Origin of the sequence: Streptomyces sp. D2-8, assembly GCF_023184515.1 — a bacterium.
In the GTDB taxonomy this organism is placed as follows: Bacteria; Actinomycetota; Actinomycetes; order Streptomycetales; family Streptomycetaceae; genus Streptomyces.
The window spans coordinates 193,076-213,125 of record NZ_JAAHBP010000005.1 but is presented as its reverse complement, the minus strand read 5'-3'; the positions used below and the strand labels follow the sequence as shown (position 1 = coordinate 213,125).

At 71.1% G+C, this 20,050-nt stretch carries 17 protein-coding genes and 1 tRNA gene; 11 read left to right on the top strand and 7 right to left on the bottom strand.

Annotation, left to right across the window (positions count from 1 at the left end; translation table 11 throughout):
- The first annotated feature begins 170 nt into the window (after positions 1 to 170).
- Positions 171 to 3,164 carry a glycine--tRNA ligase gene (locus G3I77_RS12855; RefSeq protein ID WP_248503246.1) on the top strand — a complete coding sequence of 998 codons (2,994 nt, stop codon included), beginning with the start codon at positions 171 to 173 and terminating at the stop codon, positions 3,162 to 3,164.
- A gap of 64 nt (positions 3,165 to 3,228) precedes the next feature.
- Here G3I77_RS12855 and G3I77_RS12850 read toward each other — a convergent pair whose 3' ends face one another.
- Positions 3,229 to 3,693 carry an ATP-binding protein gene (locus G3I77_RS12850; protein ID WP_248503242.1) on the bottom strand — a complete coding sequence of 155 codons (465 nt, stop codon included), beginning with the start codon at positions 3,691 to 3,693 and terminating at the stop codon, positions 3,229 to 3,231.
- Between the two features lie 245 nt (positions 3,694 to 3,938).
- Between G3I77_RS12850 and G3I77_RS12845 the strand changes: the two genes are divergently transcribed.
- The 9 genes from G3I77_RS12845 to G3I77_RS12805 all read left to right on the top strand — a co-directional run bounded on the left by G3I77_RS12845 (position 3,939) and on the right by G3I77_RS12805 (position 13,783).
- Positions 3,939 to 4,760 (top strand): hypothetical protein, encoded by an 822-nt coding sequence (locus tag G3I77_RS12845; protein ID WP_248503241.1) that lies wholly within the window; start codon positions 3,939 to 3,941, stop codon positions 4,758 to 4,760.
- Positions 4,761 to 4,926: 166 nt separating this feature from the next.
- A complete protein-coding gene (locus G3I77_RS12840; protein ID WP_248503238.1) occupies positions 4,927 to 5,664 on the top strand; it encodes a YcnI family protein in 738 nt (245 codons plus the stop codon).
- Between the two features lie 89 nt (positions 5,665 to 5,753).
- Positions 5,754 to 6,407, top strand: a complete 654-nt coding sequence (locus tag G3I77_RS12835) for an SCO family protein (RefSeq protein ID WP_248503236.1) — start codon at positions 5,754 to 5,756, stop codon at positions 6,405 to 6,407.
- On the top strand, positions 6,404 to 6,877 hold the full coding sequence (locus G3I77_RS12830) for a copper chaperone PCu(A)C (protein ID WP_248503234.1): 474 nt from the start codon (positions 6,404 to 6,406) through the stop codon (positions 6,875 to 6,877). The genes G3I77_RS12835 and G3I77_RS12830 overlap by 4 nt, the downstream gene beginning before the upstream one ends.
- 12 nt (positions 6,878 to 6,889) lie before the next feature.
- Positions 6,890 to 8,881: a copper resistance protein CopC gene (locus tag G3I77_RS12825; protein WP_248503232.1), complete on the top strand. Its 1,992-nt coding sequence runs from the start codon at positions 6,890 to 6,892 to the stop codon at positions 8,879 to 8,881.
- 6 nt (positions 8,882 to 8,887) lie between these two features.
- Complete coding sequence (gene efeB / locus G3I77_RS12820) at positions 8,888 to 10,177, top strand: iron uptake transporter deferrochelatase/peroxidase subunit (protein ID WP_248503229.1); 1,290 nt, start codon at positions 8,888 to 8,890, stop codon at positions 10,175 to 10,177.
- A gap of 62 nt (positions 10,178 to 10,239) precedes the next feature.
- On the top strand, positions 10,240 to 11,172 hold the full coding sequence (pheA, locus tag G3I77_RS12815) for a prephenate dehydratase (RefSeq protein ID WP_248503228.1): 933 nt from the start codon (positions 10,240 to 10,242) through the stop codon (positions 11,170 to 11,172).
- 518 nt (positions 11,173 to 11,690) lie between these two features.
- Positions 11,691 to 12,968 (top strand): serine--tRNA ligase, encoded by a 1,278-nt coding sequence (serS, locus tag G3I77_RS12810; protein WP_248503225.1) that lies wholly within the window; start codon positions 11,691 to 11,693, stop codon positions 12,966 to 12,968.
- Positions 12,965 to 13,783: an HAD family hydrolase gene (locus G3I77_RS12805; protein WP_248503223.1), complete on the top strand. Its 819-nt coding sequence runs from the start codon at positions 12,965 to 12,967 to the stop codon at positions 13,781 to 13,783. The genes serS and G3I77_RS12805 overlap by 4 nt, the downstream gene beginning before the upstream one ends.
- A gap of 37 nt (positions 13,784 to 13,820) precedes the next feature.
- On the opposite strand, the gene G3I77_RS12800 is transcribed toward G3I77_RS12805, so the two are convergent.
- The 6 genes from G3I77_RS12800 to G3I77_RS12775 all read right to left on the bottom strand — a co-directional run bounded on the left by G3I77_RS12800 (position 13,821) and on the right by G3I77_RS12775 (position 18,064).
- Positions 13,821 to 13,926, bottom strand: a tRNA-OTHER gene (locus G3I77_RS12800).
- Positions 13,927 to 14,207: 281 nt separating this feature from the next.
- Positions 14,208 to 14,450 carry a hypothetical protein gene (locus G3I77_RS12795; RefSeq protein ID WP_248503222.1) on the bottom strand — a complete coding sequence of 81 codons (243 nt, stop codon included), beginning with the start codon at positions 14,448 to 14,450 and terminating at the stop codon, positions 14,208 to 14,210.
- A 101-nt stretch (positions 14,451 to 14,551) separates the two neighbouring features.
- Positions 14,552 to 15,271 (bottom strand): ABC transporter permease subunit, encoded by a 720-nt coding sequence (locus tag G3I77_RS12790; protein ID WP_031137724.1) that lies wholly within the window; start codon positions 15,269 to 15,271, stop codon positions 14,552 to 14,554.
- A 9-nt stretch (positions 15,272 to 15,280) separates the two neighbouring features.
- Positions 15,281 to 16,192 carry an ABC transporter ATP-binding protein gene (locus tag G3I77_RS12785; RefSeq protein ID WP_248503220.1) on the bottom strand — a complete coding sequence of 304 codons (912 nt, stop codon included), beginning with the start codon at positions 16,190 to 16,192 and terminating at the stop codon, positions 15,281 to 15,283.
- Positions 16,189 to 17,106, bottom strand: coding sequence for an ABC transporter permease subunit (locus G3I77_RS12780; protein ID WP_248503218.1), 918 nt, complete (start codon positions 17,104 to 17,106; stop codon positions 16,189 to 16,191). Before G3I77_RS12780 ends, G3I77_RS12785 begins: the two co-directional genes overlap by 4 nt.
- On the bottom strand, positions 17,096 to 18,064 hold the full coding sequence (locus G3I77_RS12775) for an ABC transporter ATP-binding protein (protein ID WP_248503465.1): 969 nt from the start codon (positions 18,062 to 18,064) through the stop codon (positions 17,096 to 17,098). The genes G3I77_RS12780 and G3I77_RS12775 overlap by 11 nt, the downstream gene beginning before the upstream one ends.
- A 168-nt stretch (positions 18,065 to 18,232) precedes the next feature.
- Between G3I77_RS12775 and G3I77_RS12770 the strand changes: the two genes are divergently transcribed.
- Positions 18,233 to 20,023 carry an SDR family oxidoreductase gene (locus G3I77_RS12770; protein ID WP_248503216.1) on the top strand — a complete coding sequence of 597 codons (1,791 nt, stop codon included), beginning with the start codon at positions 18,233 to 18,235 and terminating at the stop codon, positions 20,021 to 20,023.
- The last annotated feature ends 27 nt before the right edge of the window (positions 20,024 to 20,050 follow it).

Here is a 20,050-nt window from a genome sequence, read left to right as displayed (position 1 = left end):
CCGGAATGTAGGGGCGCCACCCGTCAAGGGCATGGGGCCCGGCTGCGGGCATGCTGTGAACCGGCTTGGGGCATCCGACCGGTCGGTCAAGAAACAGCAGGTCAGCGGTAGTTGACGTGTGAGATCATGGCCGACCTTGCCGGTCCGACTCGGGAACAGGCGCGATCATCATGAAGAACGTCCAGACGGCGCTGACCATGCAGGACGCCATCCTCACCCTGCAGAAGTACTGGAGCGACAACGGCTGCATGATCACGCAGCCGCTGAACACCGAGGTCGGAGCCGGTACGGCCAACCCGGCCACGGCGCTGCGGGTACTCGGTCCCGAGCCGTGGAGCGTCGCCTACGTGGAGCCGAGCGTGCGGCCGGACGACTCGCGCTACGGCGAGAATCCCAACCGGCTCCAGACCCACACCCAGTTCCAGGTGATCCTCAAGCCCGACCCGGGCAACCCGCAGGAGCTGTATCTGGGCAGCCTCCGCGCCCTGGGTGTCGACCTGAACGCGCACGACGTGCGGTTCGTCGAGGACAACTGGGCCTCGCCCGCGCTCGGCGCCTGGGGGCTGGGCTGGGAGGTCTGGCTGGACGGCATGGAGATCACCCAGTTCACCTACTTCCAGCAGGTCGGCGGCGTCGCCCTGGACCCGGTGTCGGTGGAGATCACGTACGGGCTCGAACGCATCCTGATGAACCTTCAGGGCGTGTCCCACTTCAAGGACATCGCCTATGCGCCGGGCATCACCTACGGCGAGGTGTTCGGGCAGAACGAGTACGAGATGAGCCGCTACTACCTCGACGACGCCGACATCGACACCAACCACCGGCTGTTCGAGTCGTACGCGGCCGAGGCCCGGCGCCTGCTCGACCTGGAGCTGCCGGTCCCGGCGTACACCTATGTGCTCAAGTGCAGCCACACCTTCAACGTGCTCGACGCGCGCGGTGCGATCAGCACCACCGAGCGGGCCAAGGCGTTCTCGCTGATGCGGGGCCTGACGCACGAGACGGCGAAGTTGTGGGAGCGGCGGCGGGCCGCGCTGGAGCATCCGCTCGGGCTGGCGGCGGCGCCGGCGCCGGCCACGCGGGCCATGCTGCCCAAGGTGCCCGGCGTCGAGACGCTGCTGTTCGAGATCGGCGTGGAGGAACTGCCCTACGCCGACGTCCCCGCCACCACCGAAGCAGTGCGCGAGTCGGTCACCGCCAAGCTCGCCGCGACCCGGCTGGGGCATGGCGCGATCACCGTGATGGCCACACCGCGCCGGATCGTGATCACGGTCGACGGGGTGCAGCCGCGCGAGCGGGACACCATGCGGACCGTGCGCGGGCCCAAGGTCGCCGCCGCCTACAAGGACGGTGCCCCCACGCCCGCCCTCCTGGGCTTCGCCCGCAGCCAGGGCGCCGAACCGGCCGACGTGCGGGTGGTCGAGTTCAACGGGGCCGAGTACGTGGGCGTCACCCGGCACGAGGAGGGGCGTCCGGCCGTCGAGGTGCTCAGTGACCTGCTGGCCGAGGTCGTCTCCGGGCTGCGGGCCGGGCGCAACATGCGCTGGAGCGACCCGGGGCTGTCGTTCTCGCGTCCCGTGCGCTGGCTGCTCGCGCTGCTGGGCCGTACTCCCCTGCCCGTGGTGGTCTCCTCGCTGTCGTCCGGCGACACCACGCGGGTGCAGCGGCAGGCGCCCTACCCGGAGGTCCGGGTGACTTCCGCCGAGGGCTACCCGCACTTCCTGCACATGCACGGCATCCTGCTCGACCGCGAGGCCCGGCGCGGCGCGGTCGTGCGCGGTGCCCTGGAGGCCGCCGCCGAGGTGGGCGGGCGCATCGACGTGGAGGGCCAGGCCGGGCTGATCGACGAGATCACCGACATCCTGGAGTTCCCGTACGCCGTGCGGGGGTCGTTCGACGAGCGCTACCTCGAACTGCCCGCCAGTGTCCTGACCACCGTGATGCGCAAGCACCAGCGCTATCTGCCGGTGCTGGACGGCGAGCGGCTCATGCCGCACTTCGTGACCTTCGCCAACGCCCTGTGCGACGACGACGTGGTGCGGGCGGGCAATGAGGCGGTGCTGCGGGCCCGCTACGAGGACGCCGCGTTCTTCTGGCGGGCGGACCTGAAGGTGGCGCCGGAGGAGTTCCGGCGGCGCCTGGACAAGCTGACCTTCGAGGACCGGCTCGGCACGGTCGCCGACCGCGCCGTCCGGCTCGCCTCCCTCGCCCTGGACCTGGCCGGACGGGCCGGGCTTCCGGAGGAGGCGGTGGAGGTCGTACGGCGGGCCGGTGCGCTGGCCAAGTTCGACCTGGCGTCGCAGATGGTGATCGAGTTCTCCGGGCTGGCCGGGGTCATGGCGGAGGAGTACGCCCGCCGGGCCGGCGAGTCAGCGGAGGTCGCCCGGGCACTGGCCGAGATGGAGCTGCCCCGTTCCGCCGGTGGCGCCCTGCCGGCCGGGGACGCGGGGGCCGTGCTGTCCCTCGCCGACCGGTTCGATCTGGTGACGGGCATGTTCCTGATCGGCGCCGCACCGACCGGAAGCTCCGACCCGTACGGGGTGCGCCGGGCCGCGATCGGCCTGCTCAATGTGCTGCGGAACCTGCCCGCCGTGTCCGGGGTGCGGGTGAGCGAGGGGTTGCGCGCGGCGGCCGTACGGTATGCCGCGCAGGGCGTCGAAGTGCCCGCCGAGCGGGTCGCCGAGGCCGCCGAGCTCATCACCCGGCGCTATGAGCAGCAGCTCACGGACGCCGGGCACGAGCACCGTCTCGTGCAGGCCGTACTGGTGTGGGCCGACCGGCCCGCCCATGGTGATCGCACGCTGGCCACGCTGGAGCGGCAGGTCGGCAGCGAGGCGTTCGAGGCGGTCGCTGCCGCTTTCCAGCGGGTGGTGCGCATCCTGCCCGAGGGGGGTGTCGGGGCGGCGGATGTGTCCCTGCTGACCGCCCCCGCCGAACTGCGTCTCACCGAGAGCGCACAGGCCGTGCGGCAGGCGCTTCAGGGGCGGGAGGACGATCTCGGCGCGCTGATCGAGGTCTCCGCCCCGCTGGTGGACGCGATCGGCGCCTTCTTCGACGAGGTGCTGGTGATGGACCCCGCCCCGGCGGTCCGGGCGGCGCGTCTTGCACTGCTCACGGAGGTGGCGGGGCTGGCGCGGACGACGCTGGACTGGGGCGCGCTGTAGGGCGGTCGGTCACGGGCGGTGTTTCACGTGAAACACCGCCCCGCCGGGGGCGGTCGGATGGGGGTCAGACCGCCATCAGCGGTGCGCCGGAACGCCACTTCAGGACCTTGTCGAAGCTCACCACGGCTCCGCCCCGGCCCGGCTTGTTGCCGATGTGGACGTGGTCGGCGAGCTCCTCGATGAGGCACAGTCCTCTGCCGTTCTCCGCGTCGGAGTGCGCGGGACGGATCGGCGGGCGGGACCGGCCGGCGGATGCCGCGGGGAACCCCGGGCCCGCGTCGGCGACCTCGATCCGGCACTTCTCACCGTCGAGGTACGCGGTGACCCGGTAGGCCTCCGAACCGGGGCCACGCCCCGTGTCCCCGCCGTGCTCCACGGCGTTCGCGCACGCCTCGCTGAGGGCGACGGAGAGGTCGTAGGAGATGTCCGGGTCGACGCCCGCGGTCTCCATCGTGCCGATCAGCAGGCGGCGGGCGAGCGGCACGCTCGCAGCTTCGCGCCGCAGATGGAGTGACCACCAGATGCTCATGCTCCAGCCTCCTGGCTGCGGCTCGACATACCGTTACGTATTGCCCTCTGCGCCCCTGTGTAAGCGTGAAGTTGACGTGACGCCGCCCATACGGCGGATGCGCGCTGCTCCTGATCGGTGTATGTGGGGGGCAGGTATCGGCGTATCCGGGGTCGCGCGGGGTCAGAGCATGATGTTCCGGTCGTACGGCATCTTGTGGACCTGCCGCACGAGGCCTGCGGGGCCAGTGCGATGATGAGCCCGCCATGACTGCCCCCCACGCGCGCGCGACGCGCTCCGGACACACGCTCCGGATCCTGCGGGCCGCGGTGTTCGCCGCGGTCTGCGTCGTGCTGGCCGGGGCAGGTCACGCACTCGCTTCCTGCGACGGCATCCCGCTGTGGACGCTGAGTGCCGGGTTCCTCGGGGTGGTCGCGGTGGCGGCTCCCCTCGCCGGGCGCGTGCGCTCGCTGGCGGGGATCACGGCACTGCTCGCGGTGGGCCAGACGGTGCTGCACACGCTGTTCGGCCTCGGCCAGCACGGTACGGCCGCCGTCACCTCCTCGGCGTCGGCGGGCGGGAGCGACGCCGCCCTGGTCCAGCAGGCCGCGCGGTTCGTATGCGGCACGACGGCGGCGGCGATCAGCCCTGCGCAGGCCCACAGGATCCTCACCGAAGCCCGAATCCAGCCGTCCACGGGGGCGCACACGCACCTGCCCGGGGATGCCCTGTCCGAGTCGTCGGCCTCGCTGTGGCCGTCCCTGCCGATGCTGCTCGGCCACGTCCTCGCGGCGCTCGCCGCCGGCTGGCTGCTGCGCCACGGCGACCTGGCACTGCTGCGGCTCACCGAACTGTCGGCGCAGGGAGTCGCCGAGGGGGCGCTCGTGCGCTCCCTGTGGGCCGCTCTCGCGCTGGTACACGCCCTGCGCGCCGGGCTTCCGGGAGCCCCGGAGGCCTGCCCGCGCCCAGCGCCCGACGCCCGGCCCGCGCCCCCGATGCCTCGCACCACGGCGCTCCAGCACACGGTGATCCGGCGCGGCCCGCCCGCCGCCCCGGCTTCCGCAGCCGCACTCGCCCTCGCCGCCTGACGCGACGCGATCACCACCACTGCGCCCCTCGGATGCCCCGGGTCCTCCTCTTCGGAGCCCCGGAGCCCTGGATCCCGCGGAGGAGGGGCCGCCGTCGTGCGGCACGCGCGTGTGCGCGCATCCCTCCTTCCACATCCAGACCGACTCACAGCGGAGTGCTCCTTCCATGAAGGCTTCCCGTATCGTCGCGGCCGGTGCCGCCGCCGGTGTCACCGTTCTCGCCCTGTCCGCCCCCGCCTTCGCGCACGTCAGCGTGCAGCCCGAGGGCACGGCCGCCAAGGGCGGCTACGCGGTGGTGAACTTCAAGGTTCCGAACGAGCGTGACGACGCCTCGACCACCAAGCTCGAGGTCAACTTCCCCACCGACCACCCGCTGGCCTCCGTCATGCCGGAGCCCATGCCCGGCTGGAAGGTCCAGGTCACCACGTCCGAGCTGGACAAGCCGCTGGAGATGCACGGCAAGAAGATCACCGAGGCCGTCACCAAGGTCACCTGGACCGCCAACGGCAAGGGGATCGAGCCCGGCTACTTCGAGAAGTTCCCGCTCTCCGTCGGCCAGCTGCCCGAGGACGCCGACCAGCTGGTCTTCAAGGCCCTGCAGACGTACTCCAACAAGGAGGTCGTCCGCTGGATCGAGGTGCCGCAGAAGGGCCAGGAGGAGCCCGACAACCCGGCCCCGGTGCTGGAGCTGTCCGCGGCCTCCGAGGACGGGCACCACGGCTCGGCGGCCGACGAGGACTCCGACGCCAAGTCGGCCGAGAAGGCCTCCGCCGACACCGCCGCCTCCGACTCCTCCGACGACACCGACACCACCGCCCGCGTCCTCGGCATCGTCGGCATCGTGGTCGGCGCGGCGGGCGTCGCCTACGGTGTGCTCGCCGGGCGCCGGCGGTCCAACGCCTGAGGCTGCTTCCGTTGACGGCGCGCACCGGATCCCCGCTGGGCGGGGCACCCCGGTGCGCGCCGGGTCACCGACATCTGGGACATTTTTCTATGCGCACCAAGACCTTCGCCGCGGCCGCACTGCTCGCCGCCGCATCCCTGACCCTGACCGCCTGCGGCAGCGGCGACGACAGCGGCAAGCCCGTCGCCGTCGTGTCGGAGGAGGCAGGCACCGACAAGGCCGCCACCGTCCTCGACAAGCCCTTCGAGAAGCCGGACCTGGTCCTCACCGACACGCAGGGCAAGAAGTACGACCTCCGCAAGGAGACCGAGGGCAAGCCCACGCTGATCTACTTCGGCTACACCCACTGCCCGGACGTCTGCCCGCTGACGATGAACAACATCGCCGTCGCCAAGAAGCAGCTGCCCAAGGCCGAGCAGGACGAACTGCGCGTGGTGTTCGTCACCACCGACCCCAAGCGCGACACCTCGGCCGAACTCGGCAAGTGGCTCAAGGGCATCGACTCCAGCTTCGTCGGCCTCACCGGCGACTTCGCGACCATCCAGGCCGGCGCCCGCACCCTCGGCATCTCCATTGAGCCGACCACGAAGGACAAGAACGGCAAGCTCGTCTCCGAGCACGGCACCCAGGTCATCGCGTTCTCCCCGAAGACCGACGGCGGCTATGTGCTCTACGGCGAGGACGCCTCCGTCGACGACTACACCAAGGACCTCCCCAAGATCGTCAAGGGGGAGAAGCCGTGAGGCGGCGGCTCGGCCCGGCGGCCCTCGTCATAGCCGGGACGCTGGCCCTGGCGGGCTGCGGCGGCTCGGACTCCGGCGGTGAAGGCGACTCGGGGAAGGCGGAACTCTCCGTCGGCTCCGCGTACATGCCGCAGCCGGTGTCCGACGACATGGCGGCCGGCTTCCTCACCGTCACCAACAAGGGCGGTGCCGCCGACGAGCTGACCTCGGTCACCAGTGACATCGCCGGGCAGGTCACCGTGCACCAGACCGTCGACGGGGCGATGCAGGAGGTCAAGAGCCTGAAGATCCCCGCGGACGGCCGGCTGGAGCTGAAGAGCGGTGGCGACCACCTGATGTTCGAACAGCTGAAGAGCAAGCCGAAGGAGGGCCGGACGGTCTCCGTCGAGCTGCACTTCGCCCACTCCGACCCGGTGAAGGTCGGGATGCCGGTGAAGCCGGCGACCTACACCCCGAAGACCGGACACTGAGGGAGGGACCCTGTGACGCAGACCATCGCCCCCCGCGTCCGGACACTGGTGCTGCTGCTCCTGGCCGCGACCTGCGCGCTCCTCGCCGGAACCGGCCCGGCCTCCGCGCACGCCGCGGTGACCGGCAGCGACCCCGGGCAGGGGGCGGTGGTCGACAAGGCCCCGGCCCGGATCTCGCTCACCTTCTCCGAGCAGGTCGCGCTGTCCGACGACTCGCTGCGCGTGCTCGACCCCGAGGGCAAGCGCGTCGACACGGGCAAGCCGGCCAACGTCAGCGGCACGACGTACGCCGTACCGCTGCACTCGGGCCTGCCCGACGGCACGTACACCGTGGCCTACCAGGTCGTCTCGGCGGACAGCCATCCCGTCGCCGGCGCCTACACCTTCTCCATCGGCGCCCCCTCCAAGACGTCCGTGTCGGTCTCCGGGCAGGCGGCCGACGACGGGGTCGTGGGCTGGCTGTACGGCTTCGGGCGGTACGTGTCGTACGCCGGGTTCATCGTGATGGCCGGCGGCGCCGCCTTCGTGCTCGCCTGCTGGCGGCGCGGTTCCGGGGTGCGGCCGGTGCAGCGGTTCGTCGTCTCCGGGTGGGTCGCGCTCACCGCGGCGACCCTCGCGCTGCTGCTTCTGCGCGGCTCCTTCACGGGCTCCGGGAAGGTCGCCGACGTCTTCGACCTGTCGCTGCTCGGGCAGGTGCTGCAGACCAAGACCGGCGCGGCGCTGGTGTCCCGGCTGCTGCTGCTCGCCGCGGCGGCACTGTTCATCGCCGTGCTGTTCGGGGCCTATGAAAAGCGTGAGGACGCCCAGGAGAAGCGCGACCTCACCTTCGGGCTCTCGATCGGCGGCGCCGTCGTGGCGGCCGGGCTCGCCGCGAGCTGGGCGATGTCCGAGCACGCCTCGGTCGGCCTCCAGGCGGGCATCGCCATGCCGGTCGACGTGCTCCATCTGCTGGCCGTGGCCGCCTGGCTCGGCGGGCTGGGCGCGCTGTTGGTCGCCCTGTACCGCGCCCCCGCCGACACGCCCGTCGACGCACCGGCCGTTCGCCGCTTCTCCCAGGTCGCCTTCGGCAGCGTCCTCGCCCTGATCGCGACCGGTACGTACCAGTCCTGGCGCCAGCTCGGCTCCTGGTCGGCCTTCACCGACACCCGCTACGGCCAGCTCCTCCTGGCCAAGATCGGCCTCGTGGTCGTCCTGGTCGGCGTCGCGTGGATCTCGCGCCGGTGGACAGGGCGGCTGACGGAGACGGTCCCGGTGGGGGCGTCGGCGGTACGGGAGAAGGAGCGGGTCGGCGCGGGGGCGGATGCCGCGGACGCCTCGGGCGACGCCGAGGGCGAGAGGGACGGCGATGGCGATGGCGGCAGTGACACCGACACCGGCCTCGACACCGACGTGCGGTCCGGCCCCGAGCCCGCCGACACCGAACGTGCCGCGCAGCTCGCCCGGCAGCAGGCCGCCCGGGACGCCGCACGGCAGAAGCGGATGCGGGACGCGGACCCGAACCGCTTCGGGCTCCGCCGCTCCGTACTGACCGAGGCCGGCATCGCGGTGGTGCTGCTCGCCGTCACCACCGTGCTGACGCAGACCGAGCCGGGACGCACGGAACAGGAGGCCAAGGCGGCCACCTCGTCCTCCGTGTCTTCCTCCGCCGACGCGGGCGCGTCCGGGGCGCTGACCCTGAACATGCCGTTCGACACCGGCGGCGAGGACGGCAAGGGCATCGTCACCATCGACCTCGACCCCGCGCGCGTGGGCGACAACGAGATGCACGTCTACGTGGAGCGGCCCAACGGACGGGCCTTCGACATCCCCGAGGTGAAGGTCGACTTCACCCTGAAGGCCAAGGACCTCGGGCCCCTGCCCGTCGTCCCCGACCACATCGCTACCGGACACTGGTCGGCGAACGGAGTGCAGCTCCCCATGGCCGGCGACTGGCAGGTCGACGTGACCGTGCGGACCTCCGACATCGACGAGGTGACCGTCACCAAGAACGCGCAGATCGGCTGAACGACCATGCCTGACCAGTCCCTTCCGAAGGCCCGTACCCCCGAGGCCCCCACAGGGGAGAGCGAAACGGCCCCCGCCCACGAGGGCATCTCACGGCGGCGGCTGATCGGCACCGCCGGTGCCACCGGGCTCGTCCTCGGCACGGCGGGTGCCGCCGTGGGCTACGCGGCCGCCCCCTCCGAAGCAGCCGCTCCGCTCACCTCCCTCGGCACGGACAGGGCGATGTTTCACGGGAAACATCAGCCCGGTATCACCGACGGCCTCCAGGCACGCGGTCACCTCGTCGCCTTCGACCTGGCGGCGGGCGCCGGCCGCAAGGAGGCCGCCGCCCTGCTCCGCCGCTGGTCGGAGACGGCCCGGCGGCTGATGGCCGGCGAGCCGAGCACCCACGACGACACCGACGTGGCCCGCGACGCCGGGCCCTCGTCCCTGACGATCACCTTCGGCTTCGGCCACAGCTTCTTCGCCCGGACGGGCCTGGAGAAGCAGCGCCCCACCGCCCTGGACCCGCTGCCCGAGTTCTCCTCCGACCACCTCGACAAGAACCGCAGCAACGGCGATCTCTGGGTGCAGATCGGCGCCAACGACGCCCTTGTCGCCTTCCACGCCCTGCGCGCGATCCAGAAGGACGCGGGCCGGGCAGCCAAGGTCCGCTGGCAGATGAACGGCTTCAACCGCTCACCGGGAGCCACCTCCCACCCCATGACGGCTCGCAACCTGATGGGCCAGATCGACGGCACCCGCAATCCGAAGCCGAGCGAAACCGACTTCGACCAGCGCATCTTCGTCCCTGAGAAAGGCGAACCGGCCTGGATGACGAACGGCTCCTACGCCGTCGTACGCCGTATCCGCATGCTCCTCGACGACTGGGAGAAGCTCTCCGTCACCGCGCAGGAGGACGTGATCGGGCGCCGCAAGTCCGACGGGGCGGCGCTGTCCGGCGGCACGGAGACGACCGCGATGGAGCTGGAGAAGACGGACGCGAAGGGCAACCTGGTCGTCCCGATCAACGCCCACGCCCGCATCACCCGGCCCGACCAGAACGGCGGCGCCGCGATGCTCCGCCGCCCGTTCTCCTTCCACGACGGCATCGACACCGACGGGGTGCCCGACGCGGGCCTGCTCTTCGTCTGCTGGCAGGCCGATCCGCTGCGCGGCTTCGTGCCGGTGCAGCGCAAGCTCGACCGCGGCGACGCCCTGTCGCAGTTCATCCGGCACGAGTCGAGCGGGCTGTTCGCGGTGCCGGGCGGGGCCGCGGAGGGCGAGTACGTGGGGCAGAAGTTGCTGGAGGGGTGAGAATTCAGCCCTGTGCGGGCTTGTGGGGGATAGCGCTTCCGCGGGCCCATTAGGGTGAGGTCATGCCAGCGAGCTATGCGTATCTCGGCCCCGAGGGCACCTTCACCGAAGTCGCCCTGCGCACGCTTCCCGAGGCCGCCACCCGGGAGCTCATCCCGTACGTGTCCGTCCAGTCCGCGCTCGACGCGGTACGCGCCGGCGAGGCCGAGGCCGCGTTCGTGCCGATCGAGAACTCCGTCGAGGGCGGCATCACCACCACCCTCGACGAGCTGGTCGCCGGCGCGCCGCTGATGATCTACCGCGAGGTGCTGCTGTCGATCACCTTCGCGCTGCTGGTCAGGCCCGGCACGAAGCTGTCGGACATCAAGACCGTCTCCGCCCACCCGGCCGCGCAGCCGCAGGTGCGCAACTGGCTGAAGAAGCACCTCCCGGACACCCACTGGGAGTCGGCCGCCTCGAACGCGGACGCCGCCCGGCTCGTCCAGGAGGGCCAGTACGACGCCGCCTTCGCGGGGGAGTTCGCGGCCGCCCGCTACGGCCTGGAGGCCCTGGAGACCGGGATCCACGACGCGGAGAACGCCCAGACGCGGTTCGTCCTGGTCGGCCGGCCGGCCCGGCCCGCGGCGCCGACCGGCGCGGACAAGACCTCGATCGTGCTGTGGCAGCGCGACGACCACCCCGGCGGCCTGCGCGACCTGCTCGGCGAGTTCGCCACCCGCGGCATCAACCTGATGCTGCTCCAGTCCCGGCCCACCGGCGCCGGCATCGGCAACTACTGCTTCTGTATCGACGCCGAGGGCCACATCTCCGACCGCCGGGTGGCCGACGCCCTGATGGGCCTGAAGCGGATCTGCCTCCAGGTGCGCTACCTCGGCTCCTACCCGCGCGCGGACATGCAGCCGGGGGATGTGCAGCCGCCGCGGCTGGGGACCTCCGACGAGGAGTTCGTGGGGGCTGCCGACTGGGTCGCGCGGTGCCAGGACGGCCGCTTCTAGCCGGTCGTACCTGCTGATTGTTGTTATCCACAGGAGTTATCCACAGGTCCGCTTCTCGACCTGGGGACAAGTCGACAACGAAGCGTGAGTCAGTCGACAAATCGCCCTACAGACCCCTGATGGGTCCATCCGCACGCAGGTCACCCTTCGTCCACCGTTTCCCTTTGTGTAACTCTTTGGGGTGACCAAATTCCACTCCAAAGTGAGGATAGAGCGGGTTTGCGCCGGGAATTCTGAGGAGTGACCGGGCCTTCCGGAGTGATCAATTCCGAAGTCCACAGATTTCCCACACAGCCTGTGGATAACTCTTCGGGAGGTGTGGATCCCTGTGGACAACCGAAGCCCAAGTCCCGCTCCCCGCAAGGGATTCACGTCAATACGACGCCCTGCGGATGCCTCGTACCGGGGAGGGGCAGACCGTACATTGACACTGCTCGCAATTCACCCATAACGGCACGTAAGGCCCGCCGGCCATAGTGAGTCGTGGGCTGTCATCCCGCACCGGTAGCCTTGGGCGCGTGATTGACCTTCGCCTGCTCCGTGAGGACCCCGACCGTGTGCGCGCCTCGCAGCGCGCCCGTGGAGAGGACGTCGTGCTCGTCGACTCCCTCCTGTCTGCCGACGAGCGGCGCAGGTCGTCCGGCGTCCGCTTCGACGAGCTGCGCGCCGAGCAGAAGGCGCTCGGCAAGCTCATCCCCAAGGCGGCCGGTGACGAGAAGGCCGAGCTGCTGAAGAAGGCGGGCCAGCTCGCCGCCGACGTCAAGGCGGCCGACGCGGACCGCGACGCGGCCGCGACCGAGACGCAGGAACTGCTCCAGAGGCTCGGCAACCTCGTCCACCCGGACGTGCCCGTGGGCGGCGAGGAGGACTTCGTCACGCTCGAGACGCACGGCACGATCCGCGACTTCGCCACCGAGGGCTTCGAGCCCAAGGACCACCTGGCGCTCGGCCAGATCCTCGGCGCGATCGACGTCGAGCGGGGTGCCAAGGTCTCCGGCTCGCGCTTCTACTTCCTGACGGGCGTGGGCGCCCTCCTGGAGCTCGCCCTGGTGAACGCGGCGATGGCGCAGGCCACCGCGGCCGGCTTCACCCCGATGCTGACCCCGGCGCTGGTCCGCCCCCAGTCCATGGCGGGCACGGGCTTCCTCGGCCAGGCCGCGCAGGACGTCTACCACCTCGCCGACGACGACCTCTACCTGGTCGGCACGTCCGAGGTGCCGCTCGCGGCGTACCACATGGACGAGATCCTCGACGCCGACCGCCTCCCCCTGCGCTACGCGGGCTTCTCGCCCTGCTTCCGCCGCGAGGCCGGCTCGCACGGCAAGGACACCCGGGGCATCTTCCGCGTGCACCAGTTCGACAAGGTCGAGATGTTCTCCTACGTCGCTCCCGAGGACTCGCAGGCCGAGCACCAGCGCCTGCTGGAGTGGGAGAAGCAGTGGCTGACCTCGCTGGAGCTGCCGTACCGCGTGATCGACGTGGCGAGCGCCGACCTGGGCGCCTCGGCCTCCCGCAAGTTCGACTGCGAGGCGTGGATCCCGACCCAGGGCAAGTACCGCGAGCTGACCTCGACCTCGGACTGCACCGAGTTCCAGTCCCGCCGCCTGTCGATCCGCGTCCGTGACGGCAAGCAGGTCAAGCCGCTGGCCACGCTCAACGGCACGCTGTGCGCCGTCCCGCGCACGATCGTGGCGATCCTGGAGAACCACCAGCGGGCCGACGGTTCGGTGCGCGTGCCCGAGGTGCTGCGTCCGTATCTGGGCGGCCGGGAGGTCCTGGAGCCGGTGGCCAAGTGAGCGACACGGCTTCCCCGGGCGGCTTTCCGTACCGGCTCGTCGCCACCGATCTCGACGGGACGCTGCTGCGCTCCGACGACACGGTGTCGCCGCGCACCCGTGACGCGCTCGCCGCGGCCACCGCGACGGGCGCCGCGCACATCGTCGTCACCGGCCGCGCGGTCCCGTGGACCCGGCACATCCTCGACGACCTCGGCTACCAGGGCCTGGCCGTCTGCGGCCAGGGCGCGCAGGTCTACGACGCCGGCGCGCACCGCCTGCTGACGTCGGTGACGCTGGACCGGCAGCTGGCCGGGGTGGCGCTGGCCAAGATCGAGGCGGAGGTCGGCCCGCTGTACCTGGCGGCGAGCCGCGACGGCCTCGACGGCGAGGTGCTGGTCGGCCCGGGCTACGCGGTCCAGGGCACCCTGCCCGCCACGCCCTTCACGGACGCGTCGGATCTGTGGACCGCGCCCCTGAACAAGCTGTACATCCAGCACCCGACGCTGACCGACGACGAGCTCTGCGAGGCGGCCACGCGGACCGCCGGCGGTTTCGTCACCGTCACGATGGCGGGCGAGGGCATCGTCGAGCTCCTCCCCCTGGGTCTGTCCAAGGCGACGGGGCTGTCCCTGGCGGCCCGCCGGCTCGGGATGAAGGCGGCCGACACGATCGCCTTCGGCGACATGCCCAACGACATACCGATGTTCGCCTGGGCCTCCTACGGCGTCGCCATGGCGGACGCCCACGAGGAACTGAAGGCGGTGGCCGACGAGGTGACGTCCTCCCACGACGAGGACGGCATCGCGGTGGTGCTGGAGCGGTTGCTGGGCTGAGCGCCGGGCCTGTCGCCCGTTGCTGGACGGTTCTCGGCGGAGGATGCACGAATCGAACGTGCGCGGGCTTTTCAGGCCCGACCTTGACTCGCTTTTGATCAAACGCAGCGCAAGCCAGTGCCTTACCACTCGGCCAATCCTCCGGGTGGGCGGCCCACGCGATGTGCGACTCGCGTGCTCGAAGCGGCCGCCCCGGGCAGCTCCCCGTGTGGGGCGGGTTCTACGGAGGGTAGTGACTACTCCGGATCCCGCCGCGGGCTGCCCTGAAGGGAGCTGGACGTACTGCCGTGCATGGACATCGTCCCGCTCCTCTCCCAGAACGTGGCGCCGGGCTCCTCGCCCGGCCGTGACGACAACCACTCTGCCCGCCGGGGCGAAGGAGACGCCACCGATTAAACCGGCGGCCTGATCGGCGGCGGTCCGGCTACTTCCTGCGCCACTTGCGCCGCCGGGCCTTGCTGAAGAACCAGCCCGCGGGCGGTTCGTCGGAGCGCCAGGGCTGCGGCTGCGGATCCTCGCGCCGCCACTTCGCGGCGAGCATCCGGGCACGGGCGGACGGCTCGGAGGTCCCGGCGGAGCGTATGAAGTCCTCGTCCAGGACGATACCGTCGAGGTCGTCCCGGGCCTCGTCCCCGGCGTCGTCGTACTGAGCCCTCTCGCCCGCCATCCCCGTCCTCCCAGCCGTCCAACTCCTGTGGTGCTTCCCCTACATCCCGTTCGCCCAGTGTGCCCCGGCAGAGGTGAAGCCTCCGTCAGGGCCGGGGCACGTCACTCCTCGCCGGCGAGCGTCAGGGATCGCAGCTTCTGTCCGGCGTACCAGGTGGCCAGCACCGTGACGGCCACCAGCAGCACCGTCGCCGTGGTCAGCCCCACGTCGGAGGAGACCAGGTCCCCGCCGGACACCTTCTGGGCGACCGCCAGCGACCACTGCTGGACGCTCAGCGTGCGGGCGCCCGGCACCAGGGAGCCGAACAGGGCCTCCCAGACCAGCGCGTAGACGAGACCGAACACGACCGCGTGCCGGGAGACCGTGCCGAGCAGCAGGAACAGGGCCGCGTAGGCGATCGACGCGACCAGCGCGGCCACCGTGTAGGCGACGGCGACCTGCTGGCCGTTGCCGTTCAGGATGAAGCCGGCGATGAGCGTCGGCACCGCGGAGAAGACCATGGTCACCGCGATCGCGACGATCAGCTTGGTGAAGATGATGGTCGGCCGCTTGATCGGCTTGGACAGCAGGTAGACCACCGAGCCGTCGTCGATCTCCGGCCCGATCGCGCCCGTTCCGGCGATGACGCCGATGATCGGCACCATCGTGGCGAGGGCGAGTCCGCCCAGCAGGTCGGACGCCGTCTGGTCGTCCGCCCCGGCCAGGCCGCGCACCGCCACGGCGATCACGATCAGCAGCAGGGGCAGAGCGCCCAGGATGAGGGCCCGGCGCCGGCCGAGCAGGGCCCGGTAAGTGAGCCGGGCGACTGTGGGGTCGTACATCAGGGCCTCCTACGCCGCGACGAGGTACGAGAAGACGGACTCGAGGGACTCGTCGGACGGCGAGACCGTCAGCAGCCGGATGCCGTGGTCCCTTGCCACCCGCGGCAGCAGGGCCGTGAAGCGGCCGAAGTCGATGGCCTGGACGCGCAGTGCGCCCTCGGCGAGGTCGACCTCGATGCCGGCCGTCGACGGGTCGGCGATCAGCGCGGCCGCGAGGGCGCGGTCGTCGCTGGAGCGCACCAGGTAGCGGTGCGGCCGGTCGGTCATCAGGCGGCGGATCTTGCGGAAGTCGCCGCTGGCGGCATGCCGCCCGGCGACGACGACCTCGATGTGCCAGGCGAGTTGCTCGACCTCTTCGAGGATGTGGGACGAGAACAGGACCGTGCGGCCCTCGTCGCCCATGCGGCGCAGCAGGTCCATCAGCTGCATGCGCTGGCGCGGGTCCATGCCGTTGAAGGGTTCGTCCAGCAGCAGCAGGGACGGGTCGTGCACCAGGGCGGAAGCCATCTTCACGCGCTGGCGCATGCCCTTGGAGTACGTCTGGATCTTGCGGTCCTGCGCGTACTCCATCTCGACCGTGGCCAGGGCCTTCTGGGCCGCCTTGGCGCCCAGGCCGTGCAGCTCGGCGTTGGCCAGGACGAATTCCTTGCCGGTGAGGAAGTCGTACATCGCCTCCCGCTCGGGCACGACGCCGATGTGCTTGTAGATCTGCTCGTTGCGCCACACGGCCTGGCCGTCGAGGGTGACCGCGCCGGTGGAGGGGGCCAGGAAGCCGCCCATCATGTTGATGAGGGTGGACTTCCCGGCGCCGTTGGGGCCGAGGAGGCCCGTGACGCCGGGGCCGATGGTCATGGTGATGTCGTTGACGGCGACCACGTTGCCGAACCAGCGGGAGACGTGGTCGATGGAGAGCGTGGTCACAGTCCCACCTTCTTGTAACGGCGCATCAGGAGGCCGTAGCTCGCCGCGATCAGGCCGAGTGCGACGAGGACGTAGACGACGCCCTCGGCGTTGTCCGGGCCCACCCCGCTGGGGGAGGCGGAGGTCGCGCCCAGGAAGGCGGACTGCACCCCGTCGATGATCGTGATCGGCGAGAACAGCCCGATCCACGGCACGGCGTCGCCGCTGCCCTGTGCGTCGGCGATGGCCTGCAGGGTGGAGACCGCGCCGTAGGTGATGGTCAGCACGGCGATCACGGCCGCGATGCCGAAGCCGCGGCGCGGGGTGAAGGACGCGATGACCAGGCCGATTCCGGCGAAGAGCAGTGAGAGCAGTGCCACGGAGACCAGTCCCTGTGCGAATCCCTTGGTCTGGTCGGCGAAGTCCAGTTTGGCCAGCAGCGCGCCCACGTAGAGCACGAGCAGGGGAGCGGCCGTGAGGACGAACAGCGCCGAGGCCAGCGCCGCGAACTTGGCGCGGACGTAGTCGGCGGTCTCGATGGGCCGCGAGAAGTACAGCGGAACGGTCTTGAACCGCAGGTCCCGCGAGACGGACTGGGGTGCCTGCGAGGCGACGTACAGGCTGATGACGGCCTGCATGACGATCGCGTAGCGCGTGTAGTCCAGGGGCAGGGCGTTGGCCTTGGTGGCGACCGCGACGGCGACCATGATGGCCGCGGGCACGCACATCACCACGAAGAGCAGCATCGGCAGCACCTTGGACTTCACCGAACGGCCGAGGCCGTAGGAGCCGCGCAGCGACTGCGAGTACAGGGAGCGTCGGGCGTAGGCGCGGCCCAGGCGGGGGCCGTCGTAGTTGCGGTAGCCGATGTTGTGGATGCGGGTCTGGTCACCCGGTGCCGGGGCGGGTGTCCCCGTGGCGTGCTCAACCGCCATGGCCGACCGCCTCCTTCCGCTGCTCGCGCTCGTCGCTGCTGGTGAAGACCTCGGAGATGTGGTGCCGGCGCTGCTCCATGCGCACCAGGCCGAGTCCGAGGTCCGCGATCACGTCCCGGACCAGGTCGTACGTCTCCTCGCCCTGAGCGGTGAGCAGCAGGACGTGCCCGGCGCCCGGCAGGCCGCTGCCGTCCTCGGCACTCACCCCGCGCGCGTGCAGCGCCTCGCGGACCGCGCGGGTGCCGTCCGGGTGCTCGTCGGTGTCGGTGACCTCGATCGCGAGGGTGGTGGTGATCTGTGTGAAGTCCGTGGTGGAGCTGGAGCGCAGGAGCTTGCCGCCGTCGATGACGACGACGTGGTCGCAGGTGCGCTCCAGTTCGCCCAGCAGGTGGGAGGTGACCAGGACCGAGATGCCGAAGTCGGTGTGGATGCGGCGGATCAGGCCGAGCATCTCGTCGCGGCCGACCGGGTCGAGCCCGTTGGTCGGCTCGTCCAGGAGGACCAGCTGCGGGTCGTGGACGAGGGCCTGCGCGAGCTTGACCCGCTGCTTCATGCCGGTCGAGTAGCCGCCGATGGGGCGGTACCGCTCCTCGTACAGGCCGACGTGGCGCAGGGTGTCGGCCGTGCGCTCGCGCGCGGCGGTGGGCGGCAGGCCGGACATGCGCGCCATGTGGACGACGAACTCGGTGGCCGAGACGTCCGGCGGCAGGCAGTCGTGCTCGGGCATGTAGCCGACCCGCTCACGGATGGCGGCGCCCTTGGTGGCGACGTCGAGGCCGAGCACTTCGGCGCGGCCCTCGGTGGCGGGGGACAGACCCAGCAGGATCTTGATCAGTGTGGACTTGCCGGCTCCGTTGGCTCCGACGAGTCCGGTCACACCGGGCCCGACGTCCACGGAGAGCCGGTCAAGCGCGGTCACCCGGGGGAACCGCTTGCTCAGGCTTTCGGTCGCGATCACAGTCACCCTTTGAAGGTAGGGGCCGTGCGCGTGGCGGTCGTCACTCCGCAGAGCTGTCTTCGGGTCAGCCCTGAGTATTACGGGCCCCTAGGGGAGCTGGTTCTTGAGAGTTACCACGACGGGGTAGCTCCTATTGACGAACTCTCTAACAACTGCCAGATTCGCCGGATGACGTTGCTGAGGGGCGCGCGGGAGCGCAGGGTGCGGGCCGGCGAAGTCGAGCTGTGCGTGGCCGAGATGGGGGATCCGGGGCGGCCGACGGTCGTCCTGGTGCACGGCTACCCCGACAGCAAGGAGGTGTGGTCCGAGGTCGCCGAGCGGCTCGCCGGACGCTTCCATGTGGTGGCGTACGACGTCCGCGGCCACGGCCGGTCGACGGCGCCGCGTCCGCTGCGGGGCGGGTTCACACTGGAGAAGCTGACGGACGACTTCCTGGCCGTCGCGGACGCGGTGAGTCCGGACGAGCCGGTGCACCTGGTGGGGCACGACTGGGGCTCGGTGCAGGCCTGGGAGTTCACCACCGTCCGGCGCACCGAGGGCCGTATCGCCTCCTTCACCTCGATGTCCGGGCCGTCGCTCGACCACTTCGGCCACTGGATCGGCCGGCGCGTGAAGCGGCCGACCCCGCGCCGGGTCGGCCAGCTCCTCGGGCAGGGCGCCCGGTCCTGGTACGTGTACCTGCTGCACACCCCCGTGCTGCCCGAGCTGGCCTGGCGCGGCCCGCTCGGCAAGCGCTGGCCGCGGATGCTGGAGCGGGTCGAGAGGGTGCCCCGGAGCGACTACCCCACCTCGTCCCTGCCGTCGGACGCGGCACACGGGGCCTGGCTGTACCGGGACAACGTCCGGCCCCGGCTGCGCAGGCCGCGCCCGGACGCACACGCCCACGCGCCCGTGCAGATCATCACGTCCCTGGAGGACCGGTTCCTCTCGGAGCGGCTCCACGATGAACTGGAGCAGTGGGTTCCGCAGTTGACCCGCAGGACGATCCAGGCGGGGCACTGGATCCCGCGGACCCGCCCCGACCGGCTGGCCTCATGGATCGAGGAGTTCGTGGCGTCCGTCGAGAGCGGGCGCTCTCCGGTGGCGGTGAGCGGCGCGCACGCCGAGCGGTTCGGCGGGCAGCTCGTGCTGGTCACCGGGGCGGGCAGCGGTATCGGGCGGGCGACGGCGCTCGCCTTCGCCGAGGCCGGCGCGCGTGTGGTGGCCGTCGACCGGAACGCGGAGGCGGCGGCCCGCACCGCCGAGTCGTCCCGCCTGCTGGGCGCCCCCGAGGCCTGGGCGGAGACGGTCGACGTCTCCGACGAGCAGGCCATGGAGAAGCTCGCCGAAAAGGTCACCACCGAGTACGGAGTGGTGGACGTCCTCGTGAACAACGCCGGGATCGGACTGTCCGGTTCCTTCTTCGACACCACGCCGGAGGACTGGAAGAAGGTCCTCGACGTCAACCTGTGGGGTGTCATCCACGGCTGCCGCCTCCTCGGCCGGCGGATGGCCGAGCGCGGGCAGGGCGGCCACATCGTCAACGTGGCATCGGCCGCGGCCTACCTGCCGTCCCGGGCGCTGCCCGCGTACAGCACCTCCAAGGCGGCCGTGCTGATGCTCAGCGAGTGCCTGCGGGCGGAGCTCGCCGGTCAGGGGATCGGCGTGACGGCGGTCTGTCCCGGCATCGTGAACACCGCCATCACGTCGACGGCGCGTTTCGCCGGTGTGAACGCCCTGGAGGAGAAGCGGCTGCAGAAGCGCACCGCGCGCCTGTACGGCCTGCGGAACTATCCGCCGGAGAAGGTCGCCCGGGCGATCCTGCGGGCGGTGACGCGCAACGAGGCGGTGGTGCCGGTGACGCCGGAGGCCCGGGGTGCGCGTTGGCTGTCGCGGTGGGCGCCGGGGGCACTGCGGAGCATCGCGCGAGTGAAGCCACCGGTACGAGAGGGGGCCCAAAACCCCTTCCATGGCGGCTAGTTGTCCACAGAACCGCCAATTCTGCTG